Annotated in this window: 21 protein-coding genes; 6 read left to right on the forward strand and 15 right to left on the reverse strand. The window is 39.3% G+C overall.

Translation table 11 applies throughout. From position 1 onward, the window contains the following. The first annotated feature begins 209 nt into the window (after window positions 1-209). Window positions 210-764 carry a C40 family peptidase gene (locus LY11_RS20135; protein ID WP_041878629.1) on the forward strand — a complete coding sequence of 185 codons (555 nt, stop codon included), beginning with the start codon at window positions 210-212 and terminating at the stop codon, window positions 762-764. A 69-nt stretch (window positions 765-833) separates the two neighbouring features. Then, window positions 834-1943: a CapA family protein gene (locus LY11_RS20140; RefSeq protein ID WP_111635468.1), complete on the forward strand. Its 1110-nt coding sequence runs from the start codon at window positions 834-836 to the stop codon at window positions 1941-1943. On the opposite strand, the gene LY11_RS20145 is transcribed toward LY11_RS20140, so the two are convergent. Further along, window positions 1940-2125: a hypothetical protein gene (locus LY11_RS20145; protein WP_111635426.1), complete on the reverse strand. Its 186-nt coding sequence runs from the start codon at window positions 2123-2125 to the stop codon at window positions 1940-1942. The genes LY11_RS20140 and LY11_RS20145 overlap by 4 nt on opposite strands. Window positions 2126-2249: 124 nt before the next feature. On the opposite strand from LY11_RS20145, the gene LY11_RS20150 reads away from it, so the two are divergent. After that, on the forward strand, window positions 2250-3173 hold the full coding sequence (locus tag LY11_RS20150) for an SPFH domain-containing protein (RefSeq protein ID WP_111635427.1): 924 nt from the start codon (window positions 2250-2252) through the stop codon (window positions 3171-3173). A 60-nt stretch (window positions 3174-3233) separates the two neighbouring features. On the opposite strand, the gene LY11_RS20155 is transcribed toward LY11_RS20150, so the two are convergent. The 4 genes from LY11_RS20155 to LY11_RS20170 form a co-directional block, all read right to left on the reverse strand. Continuing rightward, window positions 3234-5363: a carboxy terminal-processing peptidase gene (locus LY11_RS20155; RefSeq protein WP_245952842.1), complete on the reverse strand. Its 2130-nt coding sequence runs from the start codon at window positions 5361-5363 to the stop codon at window positions 3234-3236. Window positions 5364-5579: 216 nt separating this feature from the next. Continuing rightward, window positions 5580-6251 (reverse strand): tetratricopeptide repeat protein, encoded by a 672-nt coding sequence (locus tag LY11_RS20160; protein ID WP_111635429.1) that lies wholly within the window; start codon window positions 6249-6251, stop codon window positions 5580-5582. A gap of 22 nt (window positions 6252-6273) precedes the next feature. Continuing rightward, window positions 6274-7116 carry an isoaspartyl peptidase/L-asparaginase gene (locus LY11_RS20165; RefSeq protein WP_111635430.1) on the reverse strand — a complete coding sequence of 281 codons (843 nt, stop codon included), beginning with the start codon at window positions 7114-7116 and terminating at the stop codon, window positions 6274-6276. Window positions 7117-7120: 4 nt separating this feature from the next. Then, window positions 7121-7996 (reverse strand): cyanophycinase, encoded by an 876-nt coding sequence (locus LY11_RS20170; protein WP_111635431.1) that lies wholly within the window; start codon window positions 7994-7996, stop codon window positions 7121-7123. Window positions 7997-8584: 588 nt separating this feature from the next. Here LY11_RS20170 and cphA point away from each other — a divergent pair. Next, window positions 8585-11200, forward strand: coding sequence for a cyanophycin synthetase (gene cphA / locus LY11_RS20175; RefSeq protein ID WP_111635432.1), 2616 nt, complete (start codon window positions 8585-8587; stop codon window positions 11198-11200). 59 nt (window positions 11201-11259) lie between these two features. On the opposite strand, the gene LY11_RS20180 is transcribed toward cphA, so the two are convergent. From LY11_RS20180 to fumC, 6 genes are read right to left on the reverse strand one after another with little or no spacing between them, the layout of a single operon-like run. Beyond that, window positions 11260-11718 (reverse strand): ferritin-like domain-containing protein, encoded by a 459-nt coding sequence (locus LY11_RS20180; RefSeq protein ID WP_111635469.1) that lies wholly within the window; start codon window positions 11716-11718, stop codon window positions 11260-11262. A 50-nt stretch (window positions 11719-11768) separates the two neighbouring features. Next, window positions 11769-12329: a DUF1543 domain-containing protein gene (locus LY11_RS20185; RefSeq protein WP_111635433.1), complete on the reverse strand. Its 561-nt coding sequence runs from the start codon at window positions 12327-12329 to the stop codon at window positions 11769-11771. A gap of 3 nt (window positions 12330-12332) precedes the next feature. Beyond that, window positions 12333-12773, reverse strand: coding sequence for a low molecular weight protein-tyrosine-phosphatase (locus tag LY11_RS20190; protein WP_111635434.1), 441 nt, complete (start codon window positions 12771-12773; stop codon window positions 12333-12335). Between the two features lie 4 nt (window positions 12774-12777). Beyond that, on the reverse strand, window positions 12778-13578 hold the full coding sequence (locus tag LY11_RS20195) for a S1/P1 nuclease (protein ID WP_111635435.1): 801 nt from the start codon (window positions 13576-13578) through the stop codon (window positions 12778-12780). A 9-nt stretch (window positions 13579-13587) separates the two neighbouring features. Beyond that, window positions 13588-14049: a fumarate hydratase gene (locus LY11_RS20200; RefSeq protein ID WP_245952843.1), complete on the reverse strand. Its 462-nt coding sequence runs from the start codon at window positions 14047-14049 to the stop codon at window positions 13588-13590. A gap of 37 nt (window positions 14050-14086) precedes the next feature. Next, entirely contained in the window at window positions 14087-15484 is a 1398-nt protein-coding gene (fumC, locus tag LY11_RS20205; protein WP_111635437.1) for a class II fumarate hydratase, read from the reverse strand. Between the two features lie 137 nt (window positions 15485-15621). Here fumC and LY11_RS20210 point away from each other — a divergent pair, with 137 nt between their 5' ends. Further along, window positions 15622-16830 carry a serine hydrolase domain-containing protein gene (locus LY11_RS20210; RefSeq protein ID WP_111635438.1) on the forward strand — a complete coding sequence of 403 codons (1209 nt, stop codon included), beginning with the start codon at window positions 15622-15624 and terminating at the stop codon, window positions 16828-16830. Window positions 16831-16842: 12 nt separating this feature from the next. On the opposite strand, the gene recG is transcribed toward LY11_RS20210, so the two are convergent. The 4 genes from recG to LY11_RS20225 are packed head-to-tail and all read right to left on the reverse strand — an operon-like array spanning window position 16843 to window position 20943. Next, window positions 16843-18948, reverse strand: coding sequence for an ATP-dependent DNA helicase RecG (gene recG, locus LY11_RS20215; protein ID WP_111635439.1), 2106 nt, complete (start codon window positions 18946-18948; stop codon window positions 16843-16845). Between the two features lie 53 nt (window positions 18949-19001). Continuing rightward, entirely contained in the window at window positions 19002-19382 is a 381-nt protein-coding gene (locus LY11_RS20220; RefSeq protein ID WP_111635440.1) for a RidA family protein, read from the reverse strand. Window positions 19383-19385: 3 nt separating this feature from the next. Further along, entirely contained in the window at window positions 19386-19544 is a 159-nt protein-coding gene (locus tag LY11_RS27250; protein WP_311676427.1) for a DUF6728 family protein, read from the reverse strand. A gap of 52 nt (window positions 19545-19596) precedes the next feature. Further along, window positions 19597-20943, reverse strand: coding sequence for an OmpA family protein (locus LY11_RS20225; RefSeq protein ID WP_111635441.1), 1347 nt, complete (start codon window positions 20941-20943; stop codon window positions 19597-19599). Window positions 20944-21112: 169 nt separating this feature from the next. Between LY11_RS20225 and LY11_RS20230 the strand changes: the two genes are divergently transcribed. Continuing rightward, window positions 21113-22411 (forward strand): aminopeptidase P family protein, encoded by a 1299-nt coding sequence (locus tag LY11_RS20230; RefSeq protein WP_111635442.1) that lies wholly within the window; start codon window positions 21113-21115, stop codon window positions 22409-22411.

Here is a 22411-nt window from a genome sequence, read left to right on the forward strand (position 1 = left end):
GAGCAAATCTACTTTTTTATTGTAATATATCGAAGGATTAGTGTAAAATGGATGTGAGCAATGACCGTAAAATGTTAATAACTCATACATTTCATCAAAATACATTTGGATAACATATCTTATTTACATAGTTTTGACAACCTGACAATAAGCCTTAGCTGGTGTACGTTTAAGTGCAAGTGCCTATTACCCAAACTTAACAGTGTAACATGATAAAAAAATTTTTGTTTTCTGCCCTTATTGCTTTGTGCAGCGTGACTGCTTTAAACGCGCAAACTAAAACAAAAGAAACCAACAAATTAGAGGATCCTGATAACTTAGCTTCCCAATATTTCTCCCAGGTTATGGGTATCGCAGTTGACGCGACATCTAACGTTAAGCTCTACAAATTCATTTATGAATGGATAGGAACACCTTACCGGTTTGGAGGAAATACCAAGAAAGGAATAGATTGTTCAGCGTTTACCAAGGCGATTTACGACAAAGTTTTCAACACTACATTGTTAAGAAATTCAAGGGACATCTTCAGCATGGTAGACCCGCTACCTAAAGATGAACTCAAAGAAGGAGACTTAGTCTTCTTTAAAATCAGAAGTACAAGAATCACACATATCGGAATTTATTTAGGTGACAACCGCTTTGCACACGCATCTTCTTCAAGAGGTGTTGTAATCAGCAATTTGAATGAGCCTTATTATTCACGCTTCTTTTATAAGGGCGGACGGATTCTTGAATCTGCTAAAAAAGATTTAATCGAAGAATAATATCTTCTATACCAATAGCTATACGATCCTTCTAAATTAATTTAGAAGGATTTTTTTATGAATGAAAAGATGAAAACTAAAATAACCGGCTTTATTTTGCTTGCTGTAGCAACCAGCCTGATTTTACTGAGCTGCACAGGAAATGTGAATATGGCAGCTGAACAACACTCAGCTATTCAAAGAGATACAACTTTAAGGTCTAAAAAAGACACATTGACCATTACTGCAGTTGGCGATATGATGCTGGGTTCTGCTTACCCTTCGAAATCAAATCTGCCCCCTGATGATGCGGTTGGCAGCTTTAAAAATGTAGCGTCTTTTTTAAAGGGCGATATTGTATTCGGGAATCTGGAAGGCTGTTTTCTGAACAGCGGGAAATCAACGAAGTGTAAGGATACCATTGGCAATAGTTGTTTTGCTTTCAGAATGCCGGAACGTTATGCAGGAATTTATAAGCAGGCGGGCTTTAATTTACTCAGTGTGGCGAATAACCATGTGGGAGATTTTGGCTGGAAGGGAAGAAAACGCAGTGCGGCAATCCTGGATTCACTGGAAATCAACTATGCGGGCTTAACTTCTCATCCTTATACTATTTTCGAAAAAGACAGTGTAAAATATGGTTTCTGCGCTTTCGCGCCTAATGAAGGTACGGTTTCCATCAACCAGGCAGATAGTGCGAAGCAATTAGTGTCTTTTCTTAAAAAGCAGGTCGATATTGTGATTGTTTCTTTCCACGGTGGTGGCGAAGGTGCGAGGTTTGAACATGTACCCAGAACAAATGAGATCTTTTACAAGGAAAACCGGGGGGACGTTTATGCTTTCGCCCATGCGGTAATTGATGCCGGTGCTGATATTGTATTGGGACAGGGCCCGCATGTTACCCGCGCGGTGGAAGTCTACAAGAATAAGTTTATTGCCTACAGTCTTGGTAATTTCTGTACCTATGGAATGTTTAGTTTAAAAGGCCCTAATGGCTTTGCCCCGCTTTTACAGGTTAAGATCAATGGCAAGGGAGATTTTCTATATGCTGATGTAATTTCAGTCAAACAAGATAAAGTTCACCGTCTTACTTTAGATACAGCACAAACTGCTTTCAAAAAGATAGTCTCTTTAACAGCTGCCGATTTCCCTGGCCATCACCTGCAATTTACCGGTCAACAGATCCGGATGAAGGATTAAGATTCATCTTTCGTGTTTTTGACCAGGCTGATACCGGAGAAAAAGAAGATGATACTGATTGCTGCTGAAACTAAAAGTTCACGCGTCATCATCGTATGTTTTACAAATCCAACACCTGCATAGATCAGGCCGATAATGCCAAGGATAGTTAAGATTGTACCAAAAATTCTTTTTACGTTCATGATGATTAAGTTAATTCAAATCTTCTTATACAATATCTGTGCCCGGAGTGTTTAAGCCCCCGAAGATTTGCATATGATAGTTATTGCGTATCTTGAAAAAGTTTAACTTATTAAATTATTAATCATGAATTACGCCATGTACATTTTTTTCTTCTTTGTCCTGATCGTGCTTTTTAGCTCTTTTGTAACGGTAAAGCAAGGTACAATTGCAGTTGTTACGGTCTTTGGAAAATACAGACGGCAACTAAGACCCGGACTAAATTTTAAAATTCCGCTTATCGAGGTAATCTATTCCAGGATCTCTATACAGAACCGCTCAGTAGAGTTGTCCTTTCAGGCGGTAACACAAGATCAGGCCAATGTCTATTTTAAGGCCATGCTGCTCTATTCTGTTCTGAATCACGATGAAGAAACAATCAAGAATGTCGCTTTTAAGTTCGTAGATGCGACCAATTTAATGCAGGCACTGATTCGTACTATTGAGGGTTCGATCAGGGCATATGTAGCGACTCAGAAACAAGCCAATGTTTTAGCGCAGAGAAATGAGATCGTAATGCACGTAAAGGAACAAATTGATATAGTATTGGAGTCCTGGGGTTATCATTTACAGGATCTGCAATTAAATGATATTACTTTCGACGATGAAATTATGCGTTCTATGAGCCGTGTAGTAGCTTCAAATAACCTTAAAGCAGCTGCCGAGAATGAAGGACAAGCGCTGTTGATTACGAAAACCAAAGGTGCTGAAGCCGATGGTAATGCGATTAAAATTGCCGCAGCAGCTGAACGTGAAGCGGCACAATTACGTGGACAGGGTATCGCTTTATTCAGAGCTGAGGTTGCACATGGTATGACTAAAGCAGCTCAGGAAATGGAAGAAGCAAACCTCGATATTTCTGTAATCTTGTTTACGATGTGGACTGAATCTATTAAGCATTTCGCAGAAAACAGTGATGGTAATGTGATTTTCCTTGATGGTTCTACTGACGGGATGAACAAAACGATGAAAGAAATGATGGCTATGCAATTCCAGAAGCCTAAAAATTAACAGGCATAAAAAAAGTCCCTTTTCAGCTGAGAAGGGACTTTTTCATTTATGGATTTGTTGTTATTGCTGCTTAAGCTGGATAAAATCTCCCATTACTCTCAGACTTTCATCCTGGAAGAAGTCGAAGTCTTCGTTCTTCTTGACCTTGTCTCCTTTTTTAACTGGTGGCAAACCTCTTGATGCTCTCAGTTTATTGGTTTTTTCCAGAGATTTAGCTTCCAGACTATCTCTTTCTGCTTTCAGTTTACCTTCATTCAGGGTAACAGAAGTCTCCAGATCACGTTTCTTCATGTCCGCTATTCCCTGGATCAGCACTTTATAATCCAGTGATTTTTCCATTCTTGCCTCATGCAGTTTAACCAGTTCTGGTTTCACAGCAGCTAAGTTTGCAACTGGAATAAAGTTAGATTTTTGAACCTCATCCCATGGCAATGCTGATGTTTCTGTGTCTTCACCAATTTTATCCATCGGGTAGAAAGATGGCAGGGTAATATCAGGCATTACTCCTTTATGTTGTGTACTGCTACCGTTTACACGATAGAATTTAGCCATAGTCAGATTGATCTGTCCTAGTTGAGGGGCATCTTTTCCACTTTTGATTGTTAAACCAGAAGCCGGAGAACCTTTCTGAACCAGGTTTGCCAAACGTTGCAGCACAGAAGGAGTAACCAGTTTGTTTAAGTCAATTGATGACTGAACTGTTCCTTTACCATAAGTTTGTGTACCGATGATAATTCCTCTTCCATAGTCCTGAATGGCTCCTGCAAAGATCTCTGAGGCCGAAGCACTCAAACGATCTACCATAACACCAAAAGGACCAGCCCAGGCCACACCCGGATGTTCGTCATTGCTAACTTCTACATTTCCTTTTAAGTCTTTAACCTGAACTACAGGCCCTTTATCTATAAATAACCCTGTCAGATCAATAGCTTCTAACAATGAGCCGCCGCCATTGGCACGAAGGTCCATTACAATCGCATCAACTTTATCTTTATTTTTCAGGGTATCAATTAATAGTTTTACGTCACGGGTTGTACTTTTATAATTCGGGTCACCTGCATTAGCTGCTTTAAAATCAGCATAGAATGCTGGAACAGTGATGATCCCTATTTTATAGGGTTTACCATTCGACTCAATAGTTTTAACTTCTTTTTTAGCAGACTGATCTTCCATCACGATTTTCTCTCTCGTCATTTCTACGATCACTGGTTTAGAAGACATATCCTGACCTACAGGAATAATTTTCAATCTTACTTTAGTTCCTTTAGGGCCTTTAATCTTAGCAACAGAGTTATCAATTCTCCATCCAATAATATCTTCGAATTCTCCTGTTGCCTGTCCTACAGCAATAATTCTGTCACCAGAGTTGAGTTGCTTGCTTTTGAAAGCAGGTCCGCCAGGAATGATCTCTGAAATCTTCAGTACATCATTTTCCAGTTGCAGACGTGCACCGATCCCTTCAAAGGAACGTGCCATATCTTCATTAAACTGAACAGCTTTAGCTGGATTAAAATAATTAGTGTGCGGATCAATGGTTTCTGTAAAAGCATCCATGATCATCTGGAATACATCCTGATTATTCAATTTAGAAGACTGTGATTTCAGGTTCTGATACCTTTTAGTCAATGTTTCTACATTTTTAGCTTCAGCAGTACCAGCGATCTTTAAATTAATCAGTTCATATTTAACTCTCTTTTTCCAAATATCATTCAAGGCAGCTGTAGAAGTTACCCATGGCATTTTCTCTCTGTCAAATACATAAGTATCATTCTGGTTGAAATCATATTTGTCCTTGATATGTGCCATTGCATAATTCAGGGTTTCGTTATATCTTTTAGAATAAACGTTGAAAATATAAAATGGTGCACTTAGATCACCTGCTCTGAAAGCATCATCCAATGTAGTCCTGAATTGTTCGAAATCTTTAATGTCTGAGGCAAGAAAATAACTTCTATAGGGATCCAATGCCTTGATATATTTATCAAGCACAAGAGAGGAAATAGAATCGTTTACTGTTAATTTCTTATAGTTATAATTTTCTATAAGCGCCACGATTTCCTTGCATACCAAACTCTGTTGCTCATCAGGCTTAATATTAGGGATACCTTCAACCAGTTGTTGTGGTTTTGGAGCGGCCGAGCAGGCAAGTACAGCTGCAGTGAAGGTGACCAGTAATATTCTTTTCAACATCTCTTTAAATAATTTAAAATCCATTTTTTATAATAACAACCAATATGATACCAATTTCTCAAATAAACAGAAAAGAGACAGTATTATACTGTCTCTTTTCTGTAATCTTTACCAAAGATAATTAAATAGTAGGCAATACGATCTATGTTAACGATTAAAATAAACGCTAACACACACGTAAACAGCATTTTCAAAGGAGCTTAATAATAGGTAATTTTATTTTAGTGAACTCTTCTTTTCTGCGATAGAGGTTCTGGCTTGTTTAAACTGCCCCTTAAACTGGCTTAAATTAGTCGTTTTAGCGAATAATTCTGCACGGTTTATATCCTTTAAGGCCAGTGAATATTCTTTTTTCTTCATTTTCACCTGCACAAGACCAAGTATAGAGTCGATATAAGCGGAGTTATTATTGACTTGTCTGGCTAAAATCCCTTGCTGGGTAAAAAACCACATGGACTGTGTCAGCTTATTTGATGCTAAATAAATTTTACCTAATTGGTTATAAGAAGCCATTTGTCCGACTCTGTTTCCGAATCTTGAATAGGTTTTAAGGGCAACGTTTAAGGTTACCTGTTCTGCCTCTGTATAGTGCTCCATTAAGTAATGAACATTGCTCAATCTTAAAAGAGAGGCACCGTAACGGGAAAAATTCTTAGAGTTATTGTATTCAAAGGCGGCCTTTCCAAAAAGGGTAACCGCATCGTTTAAATCCCCGTTCTTTTCATTCTTCTCAGCCTGTTCAAAGTAGAAATCACCATCTGCTCCGGATACAGCAATAGTGATCGAACCATTGTTTGAGAGTGGTTCTTGCTGAACAAAGGTATTTGTTTGTGCCATTGCTGACCCGGAGAATCCCAGGCATAGCAGAGCGAAACAGAGTTTATACATATTACAAATATATATATATATTTTAGTTAAACACCTGTAAACTAACATCAAAAGAAGCCCATACCATATAGGGATGTGAATCAGTGTGGTAGACTTCTCCAGCAGCGGTAATTCCGATTACACCTGCAAAGCCATCGATTGCCTTCAATTCCCGGAAAGATTTGTCACAAGCGTCCTTTAAGGTAAAGCCATCGGTAACGCGGGTCACAATCCGGGCCGATAGCGCGACACTCACAATATCTTCGCCTACTCCGGTACAGGAAATTCCGGCGTGGTTATTTGCATAGTTCCCTGCTACAGTTGCGGAATCACTGACCCTGCATGGAATTTCAAAACCTTTTCCCCCGGTAGAGGTTGCCGCAGCAAGATTACCAGCAGCGTCCAGCGCTACACAACCTACTGTTCCTTTGTTATTCTGCTGATTAAGTTTCAATTCGAATTCAGCTAAGCGCTGAGGTATAACCGGATCAAAATAGGGGAATTTATTATTTCTGGCAAATTGTATTGCACCTTCTCCGCTTAATACGCTGTCTTCATAATTTAAGAGTAATGAAGCAATCCGGACAGGGTTCTGAACATCCTGAATATTAATTACCCCTGCAAATTTCTGTGTTTTTCCATCCATAATGGAAGCGCTCAGTCTTATTTTACCATCACTTTGAATTTGTGAGCCCAGTCCTGCATTGAAAAGAATATTATCCTCCAGCAAATTAACTGCATAAGCTACAGTTTCCAGCGCAGTATGAGATTGCAGATAAGCATGAGACAGTGAAGCAATTTCAGCTAACGCGTCTTGCTTCGCTTTTTTAGTTTTCTGATTGGTGGAAGATTCACTAAAAAAACCGCCGTGGATAATTAATTTCATACGATTAGGGTGTAGGTATAACTTTTGGATGATGAATAGTTAACTGATGCGCTGTAAGATCATAAATATCTCCGTCACACATCACGTGAACGACCATATTCTTAATAGAAACCGGCTGCCCCATTTCTACATCCGTAAGATTGGTATCTGACATACTTCTTCCGTCAACAAGGATAACCATCCCCGAACCGATTGCTTCCATGGTATTGCCATTGGAGATATACAAACCTGTATCTTCTCCCAGGCCAATTCCAAGTATCCCCGGACTGCTGGCTGTTGCATAAAGCAAGCGCCCGATCCTGCCACGTTGTACGAAATGAGTGTCTACGATTACGCCATCGATAAAACCGAGTCCGGCAGTAATTTTGACTTCTCCTTTTAACAGGGCATCTTTACTATTACCCTGGTAGATCATATTTTTAGAACTTGCCGCAGCACCTGCAGAGGTACCCGCAATTACAACTTTTTCATTCTCATATTTATCAAGCAAGATTTCATGTATGGCTGTACCTCCAAAAATAGAAGATAACCGGAGCTGATCTCCACCGGTAAATACCAGTACGTCGGCCGCCTTAACCCTTTTACAATTGAGAAGATCATTTGCCTGCTCTCTATTGACGATATTAAGTACGCCAACATCATGTACATCAAGCTGAGCGAAAGCTTTAATATATTCTTCCCCAACTTTTTCAGGAACCAGCGATGCTGTTGTAATGATTTCGAAACGGGATGAAGTGCCTTTAACAGATTCAGTAGTAATACGTTTTAGAATACCACGCTCAAAGAAATTCATATTCTGAGGTAGTCCGAATTGTGTTTCAGTAAAACTTCCGGTATTTATTGCACCACCAATAATTATCAATTTACCTTTTGGAGCCATTTTATTTGTTTTCTTAGCCTAAAATCTCAAATATATATTCATTAGTTTAAATATTACCATATTTAATCAATAATCTGTGTGCAAACAACAATTATTCCTTTATTATCCAATTCTTTGATTAAATTTATGCACGTTTATATTTTAAGTGTTTTTAAGCGGATAACTTCGGCTATTTATAAAAAAACATTCATATATTGATTAACCGTTTAACAGCGTTTTTAACGAAAAAACCTAATTAGACAACAACGGAATTATCCATACACAGCCTTTATTGAAAACAAAATCGAATTAATCCTGAAGCCAGGACAGTCCTCGGGGACAACAGGTTCACTGTTAAAGAAATATTACTGAAAAACAAATGAAGGATGAAACTGGTTGTTTCATTGGGTAAAACCCGCCCGGGCCCTTCAGCCTGGCAAGCTTCATCACCTTTAAAAAACAATAAATAACATATATGAAACCTGCCAGGGCCCTTCAGCCTGGCAAGCTTCATCACCATTAAAAAACAATAAATAACATATATGAAACCTGCCAGAGCCCTTCAGCCTGGCAAGCTTCATCACCATTAAAAAACAATAAATAACATATATGAAAATACTCGGCATTCAAGTGCTAAGGGGACCAAATATCTGGTCGGTCAACAGGAAAAAACTAATACAAATGAGATTAGATCTGGAGGACATGGAACAACGTCCGACAAATCTGATTGATGGGTTTGGTGATCGTCTGGAAAAAATGATTCCAAGCTTATTTACGCACAGATGCTCGAAAGGTGAACCCGGAGGCTTCTTTGCCCGTATTAAAGAAGGTACATGGATGGGGCACGTCATTGAACATATTGCCCTGGAAATCCAGACCCTTGCAGGTATGGATACTGGTTTTGGAAGAACAAGACAAACCAAAACAGAAGGGACTTACAATGTAGTATTCAGCTACCTGGAAGAAAAAGCAGGTATTTATGCTGCAGAAGCCAGTGTTAGAATCGCAGAAGCCCTGATCGACAACCTTGATTACGACCTTGAATTTGACATTCACCGCTTAAGGGAATTAAGACAAATGGAACGCCTTGGCCCAAGTACCGGATCTATCGTAGATGAAGCCATAGCAAGGGATATTCCATGGATAAGACTAAACAAAAGCTCTCTAATCCAATTAGGCTACGGCAAAAATCAGGTGCGCTTCAGAGCAACCATGACCGAAAGGACAAACAGTATCGCTGTAGATATTGCCGGAGATAAAGATGAGACTAAACGAATTTTAAAAGATTCGGCTATACCAGTGGCCAATGGAGTTACAATCTCTGATATAAGCGAACTGGATGATGCCATTGAAAGTATCGGCTTTCCGCTGGTATTTAAACCATTGGATGGAAATCACGGTAAAGGCGCATCCATCAATGTTAAAACACCAGAAGCTGCTAAACTTGCATTTGAACATGCAAAACAGTATTCCAGAAGAATAATCATTGAAAGCTTTATTACAGGTTACGATTTCAGAATCCTGGTTATCGACAATAAAATGGTTGCCGCAGCCTTACGCGTTCCAGCTCATGTAACCGGAAATGGAACTGCCACTGTTCAGCAATTAATTGATAAAGAAAACGAAGATCCGCGCCGCGGTTACGGACATGAAAATGTCTTAACAGAAATACTTGTTGACCGCGATACCCTTGATCTGTTATCTAAAAAGAATTATACACTGGAAACTGTTGTGCCAAACGGAGAGCTTGTTTATTTAAAATCAACAGCTAACCTGAGCACAGGTGGAACGTCTATAGATGTAACTGATCTTGTTCACCCGCAAAACATTTTCATCAGTGAGCGTATATCCCGTATCATCGGATTGGATATTTGCGGAATTGATGTCATGGCGCAAAACCTGACACAACCACTTACAGAAAATGGTGGTGTCATCCTGGAAGTTAATGCTGCACCGGGATTCCGGATGCACCTTGCTCCAAGTGAAGGCCTGCCAAGGAATGTTGCTGCCCCGGTAATTGATATGTTATATCCTCCCGGTAAAGCTAACAGAATCCCAATCATTGCCGTAACGGGTACAAATGGGAAAACAACTACAACAAGGCTGATTGCACATATTGTAAAAAGCAATGGAACAAGGGTTGGTTTCACAACTTCAGATGGTATCTACGTTCAGAATACCATGCTGATGAAAGGAGATACCACAGGACCAGTAAGTGCAGAATTTATATTGAGAGATCCTACCGTGGAATTTGCCGTGTTAGAAACCGCAAGAGGTGGTATTCTGAGAGCAGGACTTGGATTTAAACGTTGTGATATTGGCGTAGTAACCAATATACAGGAAGATCATCTTGGAATTGCAGATATTCATAGCTTAAATGATCTGGCCAGAGTAAAGGCAGTTGTTATTGGAGCGGTTAAAAGAGACGGATGGGCAGTACTGAATGCAGACAATAAATACTGCGTTAAAATAGCTGAAACTGCAGATTGTAAAGTCGCTTACTTTAGCATGGATGAGAACAATCCTGTGATTGTAGAGCACTGTAAAAAAGGCGGTTCAGCAGCAATCTATGAGAACGGATATATCACGATCAAAAAAGGGGACTGGAAGATCAGGGTAGATAAAGTAACGCATATCCCGTTAACTTTTGGCGGTAGTGTTGATTTCATGATCCAGAATGTACTGGCTGCGACCCTATCTACCTTCTTATGGGGGTATAAGATCGAAGATATACGCATGTCCCTGGAAACCTTTATTCCTTCTGCTGCACAAACGCCAGGAAGAATGAACATCTTTAAATTCAAAGAGTTTAAAATCCTTGTTGATTTTGCGCATAACTCCAATGGATTTAACGGGATCAAAGACTATCTGAAAACAATTGAAGCGACAGAACATATCGGCGTAATCTCAGGAACCGGCGACAGACGTGATGAAGACATCAAAGAAACAGCCCGTATCTCTGCAGAAATGTTTGACAAAATTATCATTTGTCAGGAAAGGTATCTTCGTGGCCGTCAGCCGCAGGAAATCATAGATCTGTTGATCTCAGGTATCAGAGAAGTTAAACCGAACATGGAAATCATTATCAATAATGACTCCGCTGACTGTCTTCAGTTTTTAATAGCCACAGCGAAATCAGGTTCTTTTATTACGATTCTGAGTGATACTATTGATAGTGCGATAGAAAAAGTAACAGAGTACCTCGACAAAGAGTTTGGTATTTAGTCAAACCCTATAAACAAAAAGCCTGAGCGATATGCTCAGGCTTTTTGTTTGCTATAATTTTAAGATGCGGTCTGATCTCTTAACCCTTTAATCTGGTCATGAGACGCACGCAGCTCCGATTTTTGTTGTGTAATCAAGCTTCTTGTATCTGCAGAAAGACCTTCCTCTTCCAGAGCTGATTTATAAGCTCTTTGTGCGGCATCTTCCCCAGCTTCACAATTGTTTAAGATCGTTTTGCGATCATGGCCGGTAAATACGGCTTTCACATCCATCCAGGCACGATATATTTTACCAGATGTTGTAGTTCCAGTTTCCATATCAGTACCTGTACCTTGAACTGCAGTTGCTAAAGCCAATTTAATTTTATGGCTTTCTGCGATCATTTTCACAAATAATTCTTTCAGATCACTGTCTTCCGGTGATAATTCCTGAATAGCTTTTTCATAACCAGCAATACGGTCATTATTAATTTGAATCAGGTCGTTCAGTGTTTCTGGGTTTACTTTAGTGTTTTCCATGTCTCTAAAAAATTTAGTCATGGAAGTAACGCATGCCCCAAAGAAAAGTTTTACAAATTTTTCAGAGGAAGATAACCCAGGTGAATTTCGTCCTTAACTGTTGTTTCAGCAGGAGCTATTAAAATCTGATAACGTTCTTTAAGATCAGCTGACAACACCTCTTCAATTTCAAAAATGTCATCCACATCAACACCATATTTATCATCGATATGAGAAGGTGCTCCCTCAAAACCCGTATGCAGAAAGAATGCAGATTCTTTAGCCTTTTTAATCACTTCAGCTTTATCTCCTCCGACCAAAAGCATTCTGTAATGCAGTTCATCAAATTCATCTTTTTTATAACCGCCCAGGTTCAGGAAAAATAAAGCCCGCGGTGATTGATCATGCGCTAATGCTTTCTCAACGATCGAGATATTAAATCCTTCTACTGCTGTAACTTCTCTCCAGGCATCCAGATGTATCTTACCATTCGCTTCAGGCCAGAATTCCATAATTTGAGGGATCAGATCCTTTAAACAGGTCCCTACTGCAAAAAACACATCATGTTGTTCTGTATTTCTGCCAGCAGGTTTACATCCAAGTAATATTTGATATAATTTCAAAGGTTCCATTCTCTACTTTTTTAATTCTTCTATCAGATTTTTTGCTCTTTTTTCTATCGTTAAAAAAACCGGGTCAAATAACTGATCATCAAAGTAAGGGTCAGTAACTTCATCTTCATCCGTCAAAAACAACCTTACTTTTTGACGATGTTCTTCATTTGCCGCCAATTTTAATACATCACGTAGATTGTTCTTATCCATTACCAGGATATGATCAAATTCATCAAACAGTTCCTGTCCAAAAAGACGGGCACGTTGTCTGGAAATATCATATCCATAGTTTTTAGCTATAGCTATACTTCTTTTATCTGCAGGCTGCCCGGTATGCCAGTTTCCTGTTCCGGCAGAAGCAACTTCCCAATCCAGTTCTTTTTCGGCAATCAATTGCCTCACAATCCCTTCTGCAAGCGGAGAACGGCAGATATTACCCAGGCAAACCATCAGAATCTTCATCGGCTTATGAATAAATATCGTTAATAATCTGTGCTAAACGTACCCCACCTTTTAACAACTGCTCATTCATCAGATCAATAAAATCAAAGTTATAACGGTAACTTAATTTATCATCAGCCTTCGTTTTGTCATATATTTTATTGCACGCTACATAAGACTCATAAACAGTTTCTTTCAGAGAATCATGGCTCCATTTCGTAAACTGCTCTTTCGAAGGATGATTAATAGCCGTCGCATATTCCGTATAGCTTAATTGCTGTCTGTCAACCAGCTCTTCGTCCCACACACGGTGAAGATTTGAACGCTGACCAAACCACATTACACTGACTTTATTACCGCCAAGATCTTCTTTTCTTGCCGTGTGCATCGGCTGATGTACATCGCCTACCATATGGATCAGTAAACGCATAGCCATTTGCTGCTGTTCAGCTGTACTTTTCTTATCCTTAAGAATTTTGATCATTTCGGGAATCTTGTTATAAACATTAGGTTCCTTACTTGTTTCCAGGAAGTTAAACACCCCATTCTGATCCAGATTACCAGGGATATTTACATAATGCCAGCTGGTCAGGTAGTTATATGACGTATCTGACTTGATGAAATCCGGCCAGTTACTTGCAATTGCCATACTTTCATTTCCCAGTACCTGTTTTACAGCTTTGCGGGCTTTTGCAGTCAGATAATAGTCGGCAATCTGTCCGACAATACGATGTCCTGTTTGTCCCCAGGCTGCTGCATTCAATGGCAGGTAAGCAATCAATGCAACTGCGATACAAACCTTTTTTATATTTACTACTGAAATCATTGTTTTATTTTATAATTCTTGCGGTACACATTTGATTTTTTGTTTCAGAACAAGGTTAACGTCCCTTTGATCACTCAAACTTTGTAAAGAAAGATGAGTGGAGTCCTTTGACTTGATCAGGAAACTTTTCCTGTATATTCCAACCGTATAACAACCGGAAACCTTTTGCTTATAATTAGCTTTAGTATAGGTTCCTTCTAAGAACAAACTATCTTTTCTTACTTGATATACACCCTTTGCATATTCTTTCCAAACGCCATTATTGTAACAAGGGTCCTCATAATAGTTGACTTTTGAATGTGTCGTCAGGTCAACGTAAAATGAGTCACAGGTAATTTTCACCTGGTGGTGTGTATAATTCATCAGTTTAGACGCATTGGTGATGCTATCCTGACTCCATACCCCCTGTAAAAATGTTTCTCCATTACCCTGAACGTTTGCGCGCCTCTCGCAACCGAGAGACGCTATCAAACAAAATAGAATAATTAGATAATGGTATCTATTCATGTTATTTTAAACTACCTACCATATCCTCTGGTCTTACCCATTCATCAAATTGCTCACTGGTCAATAAGCCCAGTTCTACAGCAGCTTCGCGAAGTGTTTTATTTTCTTTATGTGCTTTTTTAGCAATTTTAGCCGCATTCTCATAACCGATATGCGGATTCAATGCTGTAACCAGCATTAAAGAGTTTTCCAGATGTTTTTTGATCTCTGGTAAATTTGGTAAAATACCTACCGCACAATTATCGTTGAATGACACACAAGCATCACCAATTAATCTTCCCGACTGCAATACATTCGCTGCAATGACCGGTTTAAAAACATTCAGTTCGAAATGTCCGTTGCTGCCGCCAATACCTACAGTTACATCATTACCCATTACCTGTGCACAAACCATCGTTAATGCTTCTGGCTGCGTAGGATTAACTTTTCCCGGCATAATAGAAGATCCTGGCTCGTTATCAGGAATGATGATCTCACCAATACCCGAACGCGGACCTGAGCTTAACATTCTCACATCATTGCCCACTTTCATTAAAGCTACAGCAGTACGCTTGTAAGCAGCAGATAATTCTACCATAGCATCATGTGCAGCCAATGCCTCAAACTTGTTTGGCGCAGTTACAAATGGTAAACCTGTAAGTTCAGCAATTTTGCGGGCAACCAGTACATCATACCCATTTGGTGTATTCAATCCTGTTCCTACCGCAGTACCGCCTAAAGCTAATTCAGTAATCATAACCAAAGCATTTTTAACTGCTCTGATACTGTTGGTAATTTGCTGCGCATAACCTGAAAATTCCTGACCCAGCGTTAATGGAGTTGCGTCCATAAAGTGAGTTCTTCCTGTTTTCACGATCTGAGCAAACTCAACCGCTTTGGCTTTTAATGTTTTTTCCAGTTTTTCTAAACCTGGTATAGTAATTTCCACAGCTTGTTTATATGCCGCAATGTGCATCGCTGTAGGGTAAGTATCATTTGAAGATTGTGATTTATTGACATCATCATTCGGATGAAGAATTTTCTTCTCATCTGCCAGGCTGCCACCGTTCATCACATGTGCACGGTTTGCAATCACTTCATTGGAGTTCATGTTGCTCTGGGTTCCAGAACCTGTCTGCCAGATAACCAGTGGGAACTGATCATCTAAAGCTCCGGCAATTACTTCATCGCATGCTTTAGCAATCCATTCTGCTTTATCGCTTGCAAGCACACCAAGTTCTTGATTAGCCAGTGCTGCAGCTTTTTTGAGATAACCAAAAGCATGGATAATCTCTTTTGGCATGGAAGCCTCAGGACCAATTTTAAAATTATTACGTGAACGTTCAGTTTGTGCACCCCAATACTTATCAGCAGGGACCTGAACTTCGCCCATGGTGTCGTGTTCGGTTCTAAAATTCATTTCTTTTGTTTTTTTTCAAAAATAAGCTTTTATCTCTATAGAAGAATGTAAAGTATATGATAATGTTTAAAACTCTTTTGCGTTTAAAGGCTTAATATTGTTTATTTTTCAGGCTTCAAAAAAGACTAATCTAATTCATGACTTACCGTACCTTTTTTCCCGTGGCTTTACTCGCCACTTTTCTCATTAGTGCCTGTTCACATGCTAACAAAAAACATCAGGACCCGAAGATCAGAACCGTAAATGATGATAAAGCTGATAGCCTCCTCATTTCATATGACCCGGCCAAAGGGGACAAATGGATCGCTAATTTTGTAGATAACCTGCACAAGAAATATGGGTTTAACGGAAATATGCTCGTTGCCAAAGACGGTAAAATACTTTATGAAAAAGCAATTGGGTGGGCAGATTATCTTCACCGTGACAGTTTAAAGATCAATTCTGAATTTGAACTGGCCTCTATTACTAAAACATTTACAGGAGTTGCCATCATGCAACTTGTGGAACAGGGTAAACTTAAATTAACAGATAACGTTAAACAATTCTATCCTAATTTTCCTTACGAAGACATCACTGTCAAGCTTTTGCTTACACACCGCAGCGGAATGATGAACTATGTATATTTCAGCGACGGCGTATGGAAAGACAAAAAGAAACCGATGAGTAATCTTGATGTAATGAACCTCATTGCACAATATAAACCTAACCGTTATGCTAAACCGGATACAAGATTTCATTACAATAACTCCAATTTTATGGTGCTTGGTGCTATTATTGAAAAAGTAACCGGCAAAAAATACTCAGATTATATGATGGAAAATGTTTTCAAACCTGCGGGCATGAAACATACACACGTATATTCTACTACTGCTTATTCTAAAATACCTGTTGATGTAGTTGGCCATGACCGTACCTGGAAATATTCAGTAGTACAAAATTTCCTGGATGGTCCGGTAGGTGACAAAGGTATTTACAGTACAATTCATGACCTGGTTTTATATGATAACGCCCTGAAAAAAGGAAGGTTATTAAAACAAGCAAGTCTTGATTCTGCTTATACAGGTCATAATAAAGCTATCAACGGCCACTTCAACTATGGTTACGGCTGGAGAATGTATGACGGAGAAAACGGACGTAAAGTAGTTTACCATACGGGCTGGTGGCATGGTTTCCGTCACATTTATGTGCGCGACATCCAAAAGAACATTGTCATTGTTTTCCTGGGTAACCTGACCAATGGAAGTTTGATGCACTTAGATGACTTGTATAAACATTTGGGTGTTCCGGTGATCAGAAAAGGTGCTTATACAGGAAAAGGCTCTATGCCAGGAAGTGATGAAGATTAAGAAAATCTGATTCTAAGATATTTTATCCAAAGCGATCCCTCTGCTTTTTTTATCGACAAAGCGCTTCAACAAAGCATTTTCCGGTAAAGAAAGCGTAGGGTCTTGCTGAAAAACCTCAATCACCGTATTTCTGGCTTCGTGCAGGATCTGCTGGTCTTTCACTAAATCTGCCAGTTTTAAATCCAGTACCCCACTTTGCATCGTACCAGAAAGATCTCCTGGCCCGCGCAATTCCAGGTCAATCTCTGAGATCTCAAACCCGTTATTGGTCATCACCATCGTTTCCAATCTCTTTCTGCCTTCTCTGCTTAGCTTTTCGCCAGACATCAGGATACAAAAGGATTGTTCTGCCCCCCTGCCCACTCTTCCGCGCAGCTGATGTAACTGTGATAACCCAAACCTTTCTGCATTTTCAATAATCATTACAGAAGCATTAGGAACGTTTACACCAACCTCAATCACCGTTGTTGCCACCATGATTTGAGTCTTTCCATCTATAAACCGCTGCATTTCATACTGCTTATCCTTATTAGGCATCTGCCCATGGACAATACTAATTTGAAAATCTGGTAGTGGAAATTGATAACGCATTTGTTCTATACCGGCTTCCAAATGGAGTAAATCCAGTTTTTCACTCTCTTTAATCAATGGGTAAACTACATAAACCTGCCTGCCTTTTGCAATCTCCGTTTTCATAAAACCGAACATCCGCAGCCGTTGCCCTTCCACCAAATGTTTAGTTTCAATGGGCTTTCTTCCCGCAGGGAGTTCATCGATCATGGAAACATCCAGATCTCCATATAAAGTCATGGCCAGTGTTCTTGGAATTGGCGTGGCGGTCATTACCAGGATGTGCGGAGGTGTACTGTTTTTACGCCAGAGCTTGGCTCTTTGTTCTACACCAAAACGATGCTGTTCATCAATAACGACCAGGCCGAGATTTTTGAAGACTACTTTATCTTCAATCAGTGCATGTGTACCGACCAGAATATCGATTTCCCCTGCCTCTAACTGTTCATGTAAAAGTACCCTTTGTTTTTTGGTCGTATTACCTGTCAGGATGTCAACTTTAATCAGTCTTCCATCCAGTAATGAAGAGATAGAATGATAATGCTGACGCGCCAGAATTTCAGTAGGAGCCATCATACAAGCCTGGTAACCGTTGTCATTCGCAAGCAGCATACTCATTAAAGCGACAACTGTTTTTCCACTTCCAACATCGCCTTGTACTAATCTGTTCATCTGGATGCCGCGCTGGGTATCCAGCCTGATTTCTTTGATGACCCGTTTTTGCGCACCTGTCAGCTCAAATGGCAGAATATCTTTATAGAAAGTATTCACCCTCTCCCCAACTGTACTAAAAAGGTGTCCTTTGAACTTCAGTTCTCTGAATTGTTTATTACTTAACAGCTGAAGCTGGATAAAGAATAATTCTTCAAACTTCAGCCTGCGCTGTGCATTTTGTAAAGCAGTGGTATCTTTAGGAAAGTGAATATTTAACAAGGCTTCCCGGCGGTTAACCATCCGGTACTTATCCAGAATATAAGCAGGAATTGTTTCCCTGATTTCCTGCAGACATTGTTCAATAACCAAAGCCTGCATTTTCTGGATCCCTTTACTATCAAGCGAAAATTTCTTCAGCTTTTCTGTAGAGTTGTAAACAGGCTGCAGAGTCAGATTTCCAGTCAGTGTAGCAGGTCTGGGGTAACTTTCCATTTCGGGATGAGAAATGCTGTAGGAACCATTGAAAACGGTTGGTTTGCCAAAGGCAATATATACCTTCCCGCGCATCACATTTTCATCTACCCATTTTAAACTTTGAAACCAGACCAGTTCAATTGTTCCGGTTTCATCGGTCAGCCTGGCTACAATTCTTTTCTTATGTTTCTCCCCTATAGTTTCCTTGCCGGTAATCCGTCCAAGGATCTGCACGTAAGGTAAATCAGCATCGAGCTCATTTATCTTATAAAAACGTGTCCGGTCAATATACCGGAAAGGATAACAACCCAGCAAGTCAGCATAAGTATATATACCTAATTCTTTTTGTAAAATTTCAGCACGTTTAGGGCCTACTCCTTTCAAAAATTCAATCGTTGTATCTAAATCAGAAGCAAACAAGCTGTTGGTAGTTAGTATTAATATGATCAGCGGTATTACACTGCAGAAAGCTCTTATCCTTTATAAGCAATCACTGAGATTTCTACATTTACGCCCTTAGGTAATCCTTTTACCGCTACAGTTTCACGTGCAGGAAAGTCAGACTCAAAGTAAGAACCATAAACTTCATTAACCTCAGCAAATAAATCCATGTCTGACAGAAATATGGTTGATTTCAGGATATGTGTGAATTCAAAACCCGCTTCCAGTAATACAGCATTCAGGTTACGCATTACCTGTTCAGTTTCTTCTTTGATAGAAGACTGTGTAAGCTCTCCAGTTGCAGGGTTAATTGGGATTTGTCCGGATACATATAAAAATCCATTAGCTAATACAGCCTGGCTATAAGGGCCGATCGGAGCTGGCGCATTCGAGGTATTGATGATTGTCTTCATGATTTATATCCAGTGTAAAAGTTTCAAAGTAATTCCAATGATGAAAATTGAGATAGCAAGCGCATTGATGACATGCATGATTTTGATGTCAATACTAGTTGGCCTGTTCGGATCTTTTTTTCTAAAAAAGTACATAACACAAATGTATAAAATCCAGCGCATAAAAAAAGGGCTCTGATAAATCAGAACCCTTTTCTATGTTGTTTAAGAAATATTAGTTTCTTGAAGTTTCAACACGACGGTTTTGGATACGACCTTCTTCAGTATCGTTAGAAGCGATTGGATTTGCTTCACCTAAACCTTTAGTAGCAACTTTGCTTGCACTAACTCCAGAGTTAACTAAGTAAGTTTTTACTGAGTTTGCTCTGTCTTTAGATAATTTCAAGTTGTAAGCAGCAGTACCTTCGCTAGAAGCATAACCTTTTACTAAGGCTTTACCATTGCTTTCTTTCAATACTGAAGATAATTTATCTAAAGTAGGGTAAGATTCAGTTTTTAAAACTGAAGAGTTGAATTCAAATTGGATAGTTTCGAAACCAGTTGCGTTAGAAGCATTTACTACTGTAGCTGCTGCTGCAACAGGAAGTGGACATCCTGAACCATCAACTGCAGTACCAGCAGGAGTTCCTGGGCATTTGTCGAATTGATCAGAAACACCGTCTCCATCGCTATCTTTTTTCAAATCTTCAACAGATTTTTCAACGTTAGAAACACGAGTTTTAAGTGCTTCAACTTCTTGACGTAATGAAGGGTCTTTTAACTCATCATACATAATTGCAAGAGGGTTAACCCAGTCAAGGTTTGGTTTAGCTTTAGAACCTAATGAGAATTCTAATCCAGCATAACCGTATGAGAATTTATCTTTAGTTGTTCCTTTAGCGTAAACTCCGTCAAAGTTATCACTGTCAATGAAGTGCATAGTGTAACCTAAGTTAAAAGCAACACGGTCAGAAACTTTGAATTTCACACCAGCACCAACTGGGATGTAAGCTTCTTTAACGTATTTTTTGTCATGGTTATCACCAGCTTTGTCTTTCCAGTCAGTAACTGCACCACCTGCTGCTGTTACTTTAGGAGCATAAGCAACTAAACCGTAACCAACAGTAACGAAGAAGTTAACTGAGTTTTCACGACGTAAGAAATCTACTGTAGCAACGTTAACAACACCTCTAATGTCTGCTGCGTAACCAATTTGAGTTTCGAAGCTAGAGATACCACCTTGTTGACCACCTGGCATATCTTTGTTTGTACCAGAAACTTTTCCGCGGAAAATGTTACCTTCTAAACCGAAAGCATGACCTAGTTGTTTTTTCAATGAAACACCGTAACCTAAGTTAACGTCTGCGTTTTTGAAGTCATTTGATCCACCAATCGCAACGAATGGAGATAAAACACCAGCATTAACACCAATTGACCAAGTTCTGTACTGGCCTCTTCCGCCAAACACTTTAGCTGAAGATGAAGTGGAAGTAGAATCAGTTTGAGCTGAAGCAAGAGTAGTAACACCCATTACAGCAACAAAAGAAACTGCTAAACCCTTCTTTAAAGTAGAATAATTCATAATTTTTCTTTTTTAAGGTTAAACAAATTTAAAAATGTATAATTTTTTTGTGTAGCAAAATTAAACAAATTTTTAATTCTCACAAGGTATATACAAACTCCGTTCCAATTTTAACAAATTTTAAGAATTCGATATATTTCCCTTTATTTGTCTACCGATAAAGCAGGATATGAAATATCAGAATATAGAAAACACACTCTTTATTAATCACAGATTAAATTTCAATAAACACCTTAAAAACAACTCGTTAGCTATATTCAATGCCAATGATGAGTTCCCAAGGAGTGGTGATCAGAATTTTCCTTTCAAACAAAATTGTGACCTGTTTTATCTTACCGGAATAGACCAGGAGAACACAATACTACTGCTTTACCCTGATTGTCCTAATCCATTATATAGAGAAGTCCTGTTTTTAAGACAGACAAATGAGCATATTAAAGTATGGGAAGGCCATAAATATACTAAAGCAATGGCAGAAAGTGCTTCAGGTATAAAAAAGATATACTGGATAGAAGATTTTGATAATATTCTTCACAGTATCATCACTTATGCGGACCATATTTATCTGAATACAAATGAGAATGACAGTAAGGCACATACCGTAGCTTACCGTGACATTCGTTTTATTGCAGAAATGAAGGCTAAATATCCATTACACCACTACGAAAGAGCCGCACCAATTATGCGTCAGCTCAGAGCCTCAAAATCCGCCGGAGAAATTCAGCTGGTTCAAAAAGCCTGTGCGATCACCAGGGATGCTTTTATCAGAGTTCTTAATTTTACCAGGCCAGGGGTAACTGAATATGAAATCGAAGCAGAAATTATCCATGAATTTATCCGTCAGCAAGCTACCGGACATGCCTATCCCCCAATTATTGCTGCTGGTAACAACGCAAACATCCTTCACTATGGCGATAATAACCAGATCTGTAAAGATAATGAGCTTATTCTGATGGATTTTGGCGCAGAATATTCAAATTACAATGCAGATTTATCGCGCACTATTCCTGTAAACGGCAAATTTACACCCCGGCAAAAAAGTGTTTACAACGCAGTACACCAGGTCTTGAAGGAAGCTAAAAAACTAATGAAGCCTGGTATTTCGGGAAACGACTATAATGGAAAGGTCGGTGAGCTGATGACTGAGCAGCTGGTCGGGTTGAAACTAATTTCCATGGAGGACGTAAAGAATCAAAACCCGGCATATCCGGCCTATAAAAAATACTTTATGCACGGCATCAGCCATCACCTCGGGCTTGATGTTCATGATTTTGCAAACCGCTATACCCCTTTCGAAGAAGGAAACCTGCTGACTTGTGAACCCGGAATTTATATTCCCGAAGAAGGGTTTGGTATCCGGCTGGAAAACAACATACTACTTACTGCTGATGGAAACATCGACTTAATGGCGAATACCCCAATTGATGCTGAAGAAATAGAAGAAATTATGAACAGCTCAACCTTATAA

This window comes from Pedobacter cryoconitis, from assembly GCF_003259615.1.
GTDB lineage: Bacteria > Bacteroidota > Bacteroidia > Sphingobacteriales > Sphingobacteriaceae > Pedobacter > Pedobacter cryoconitis.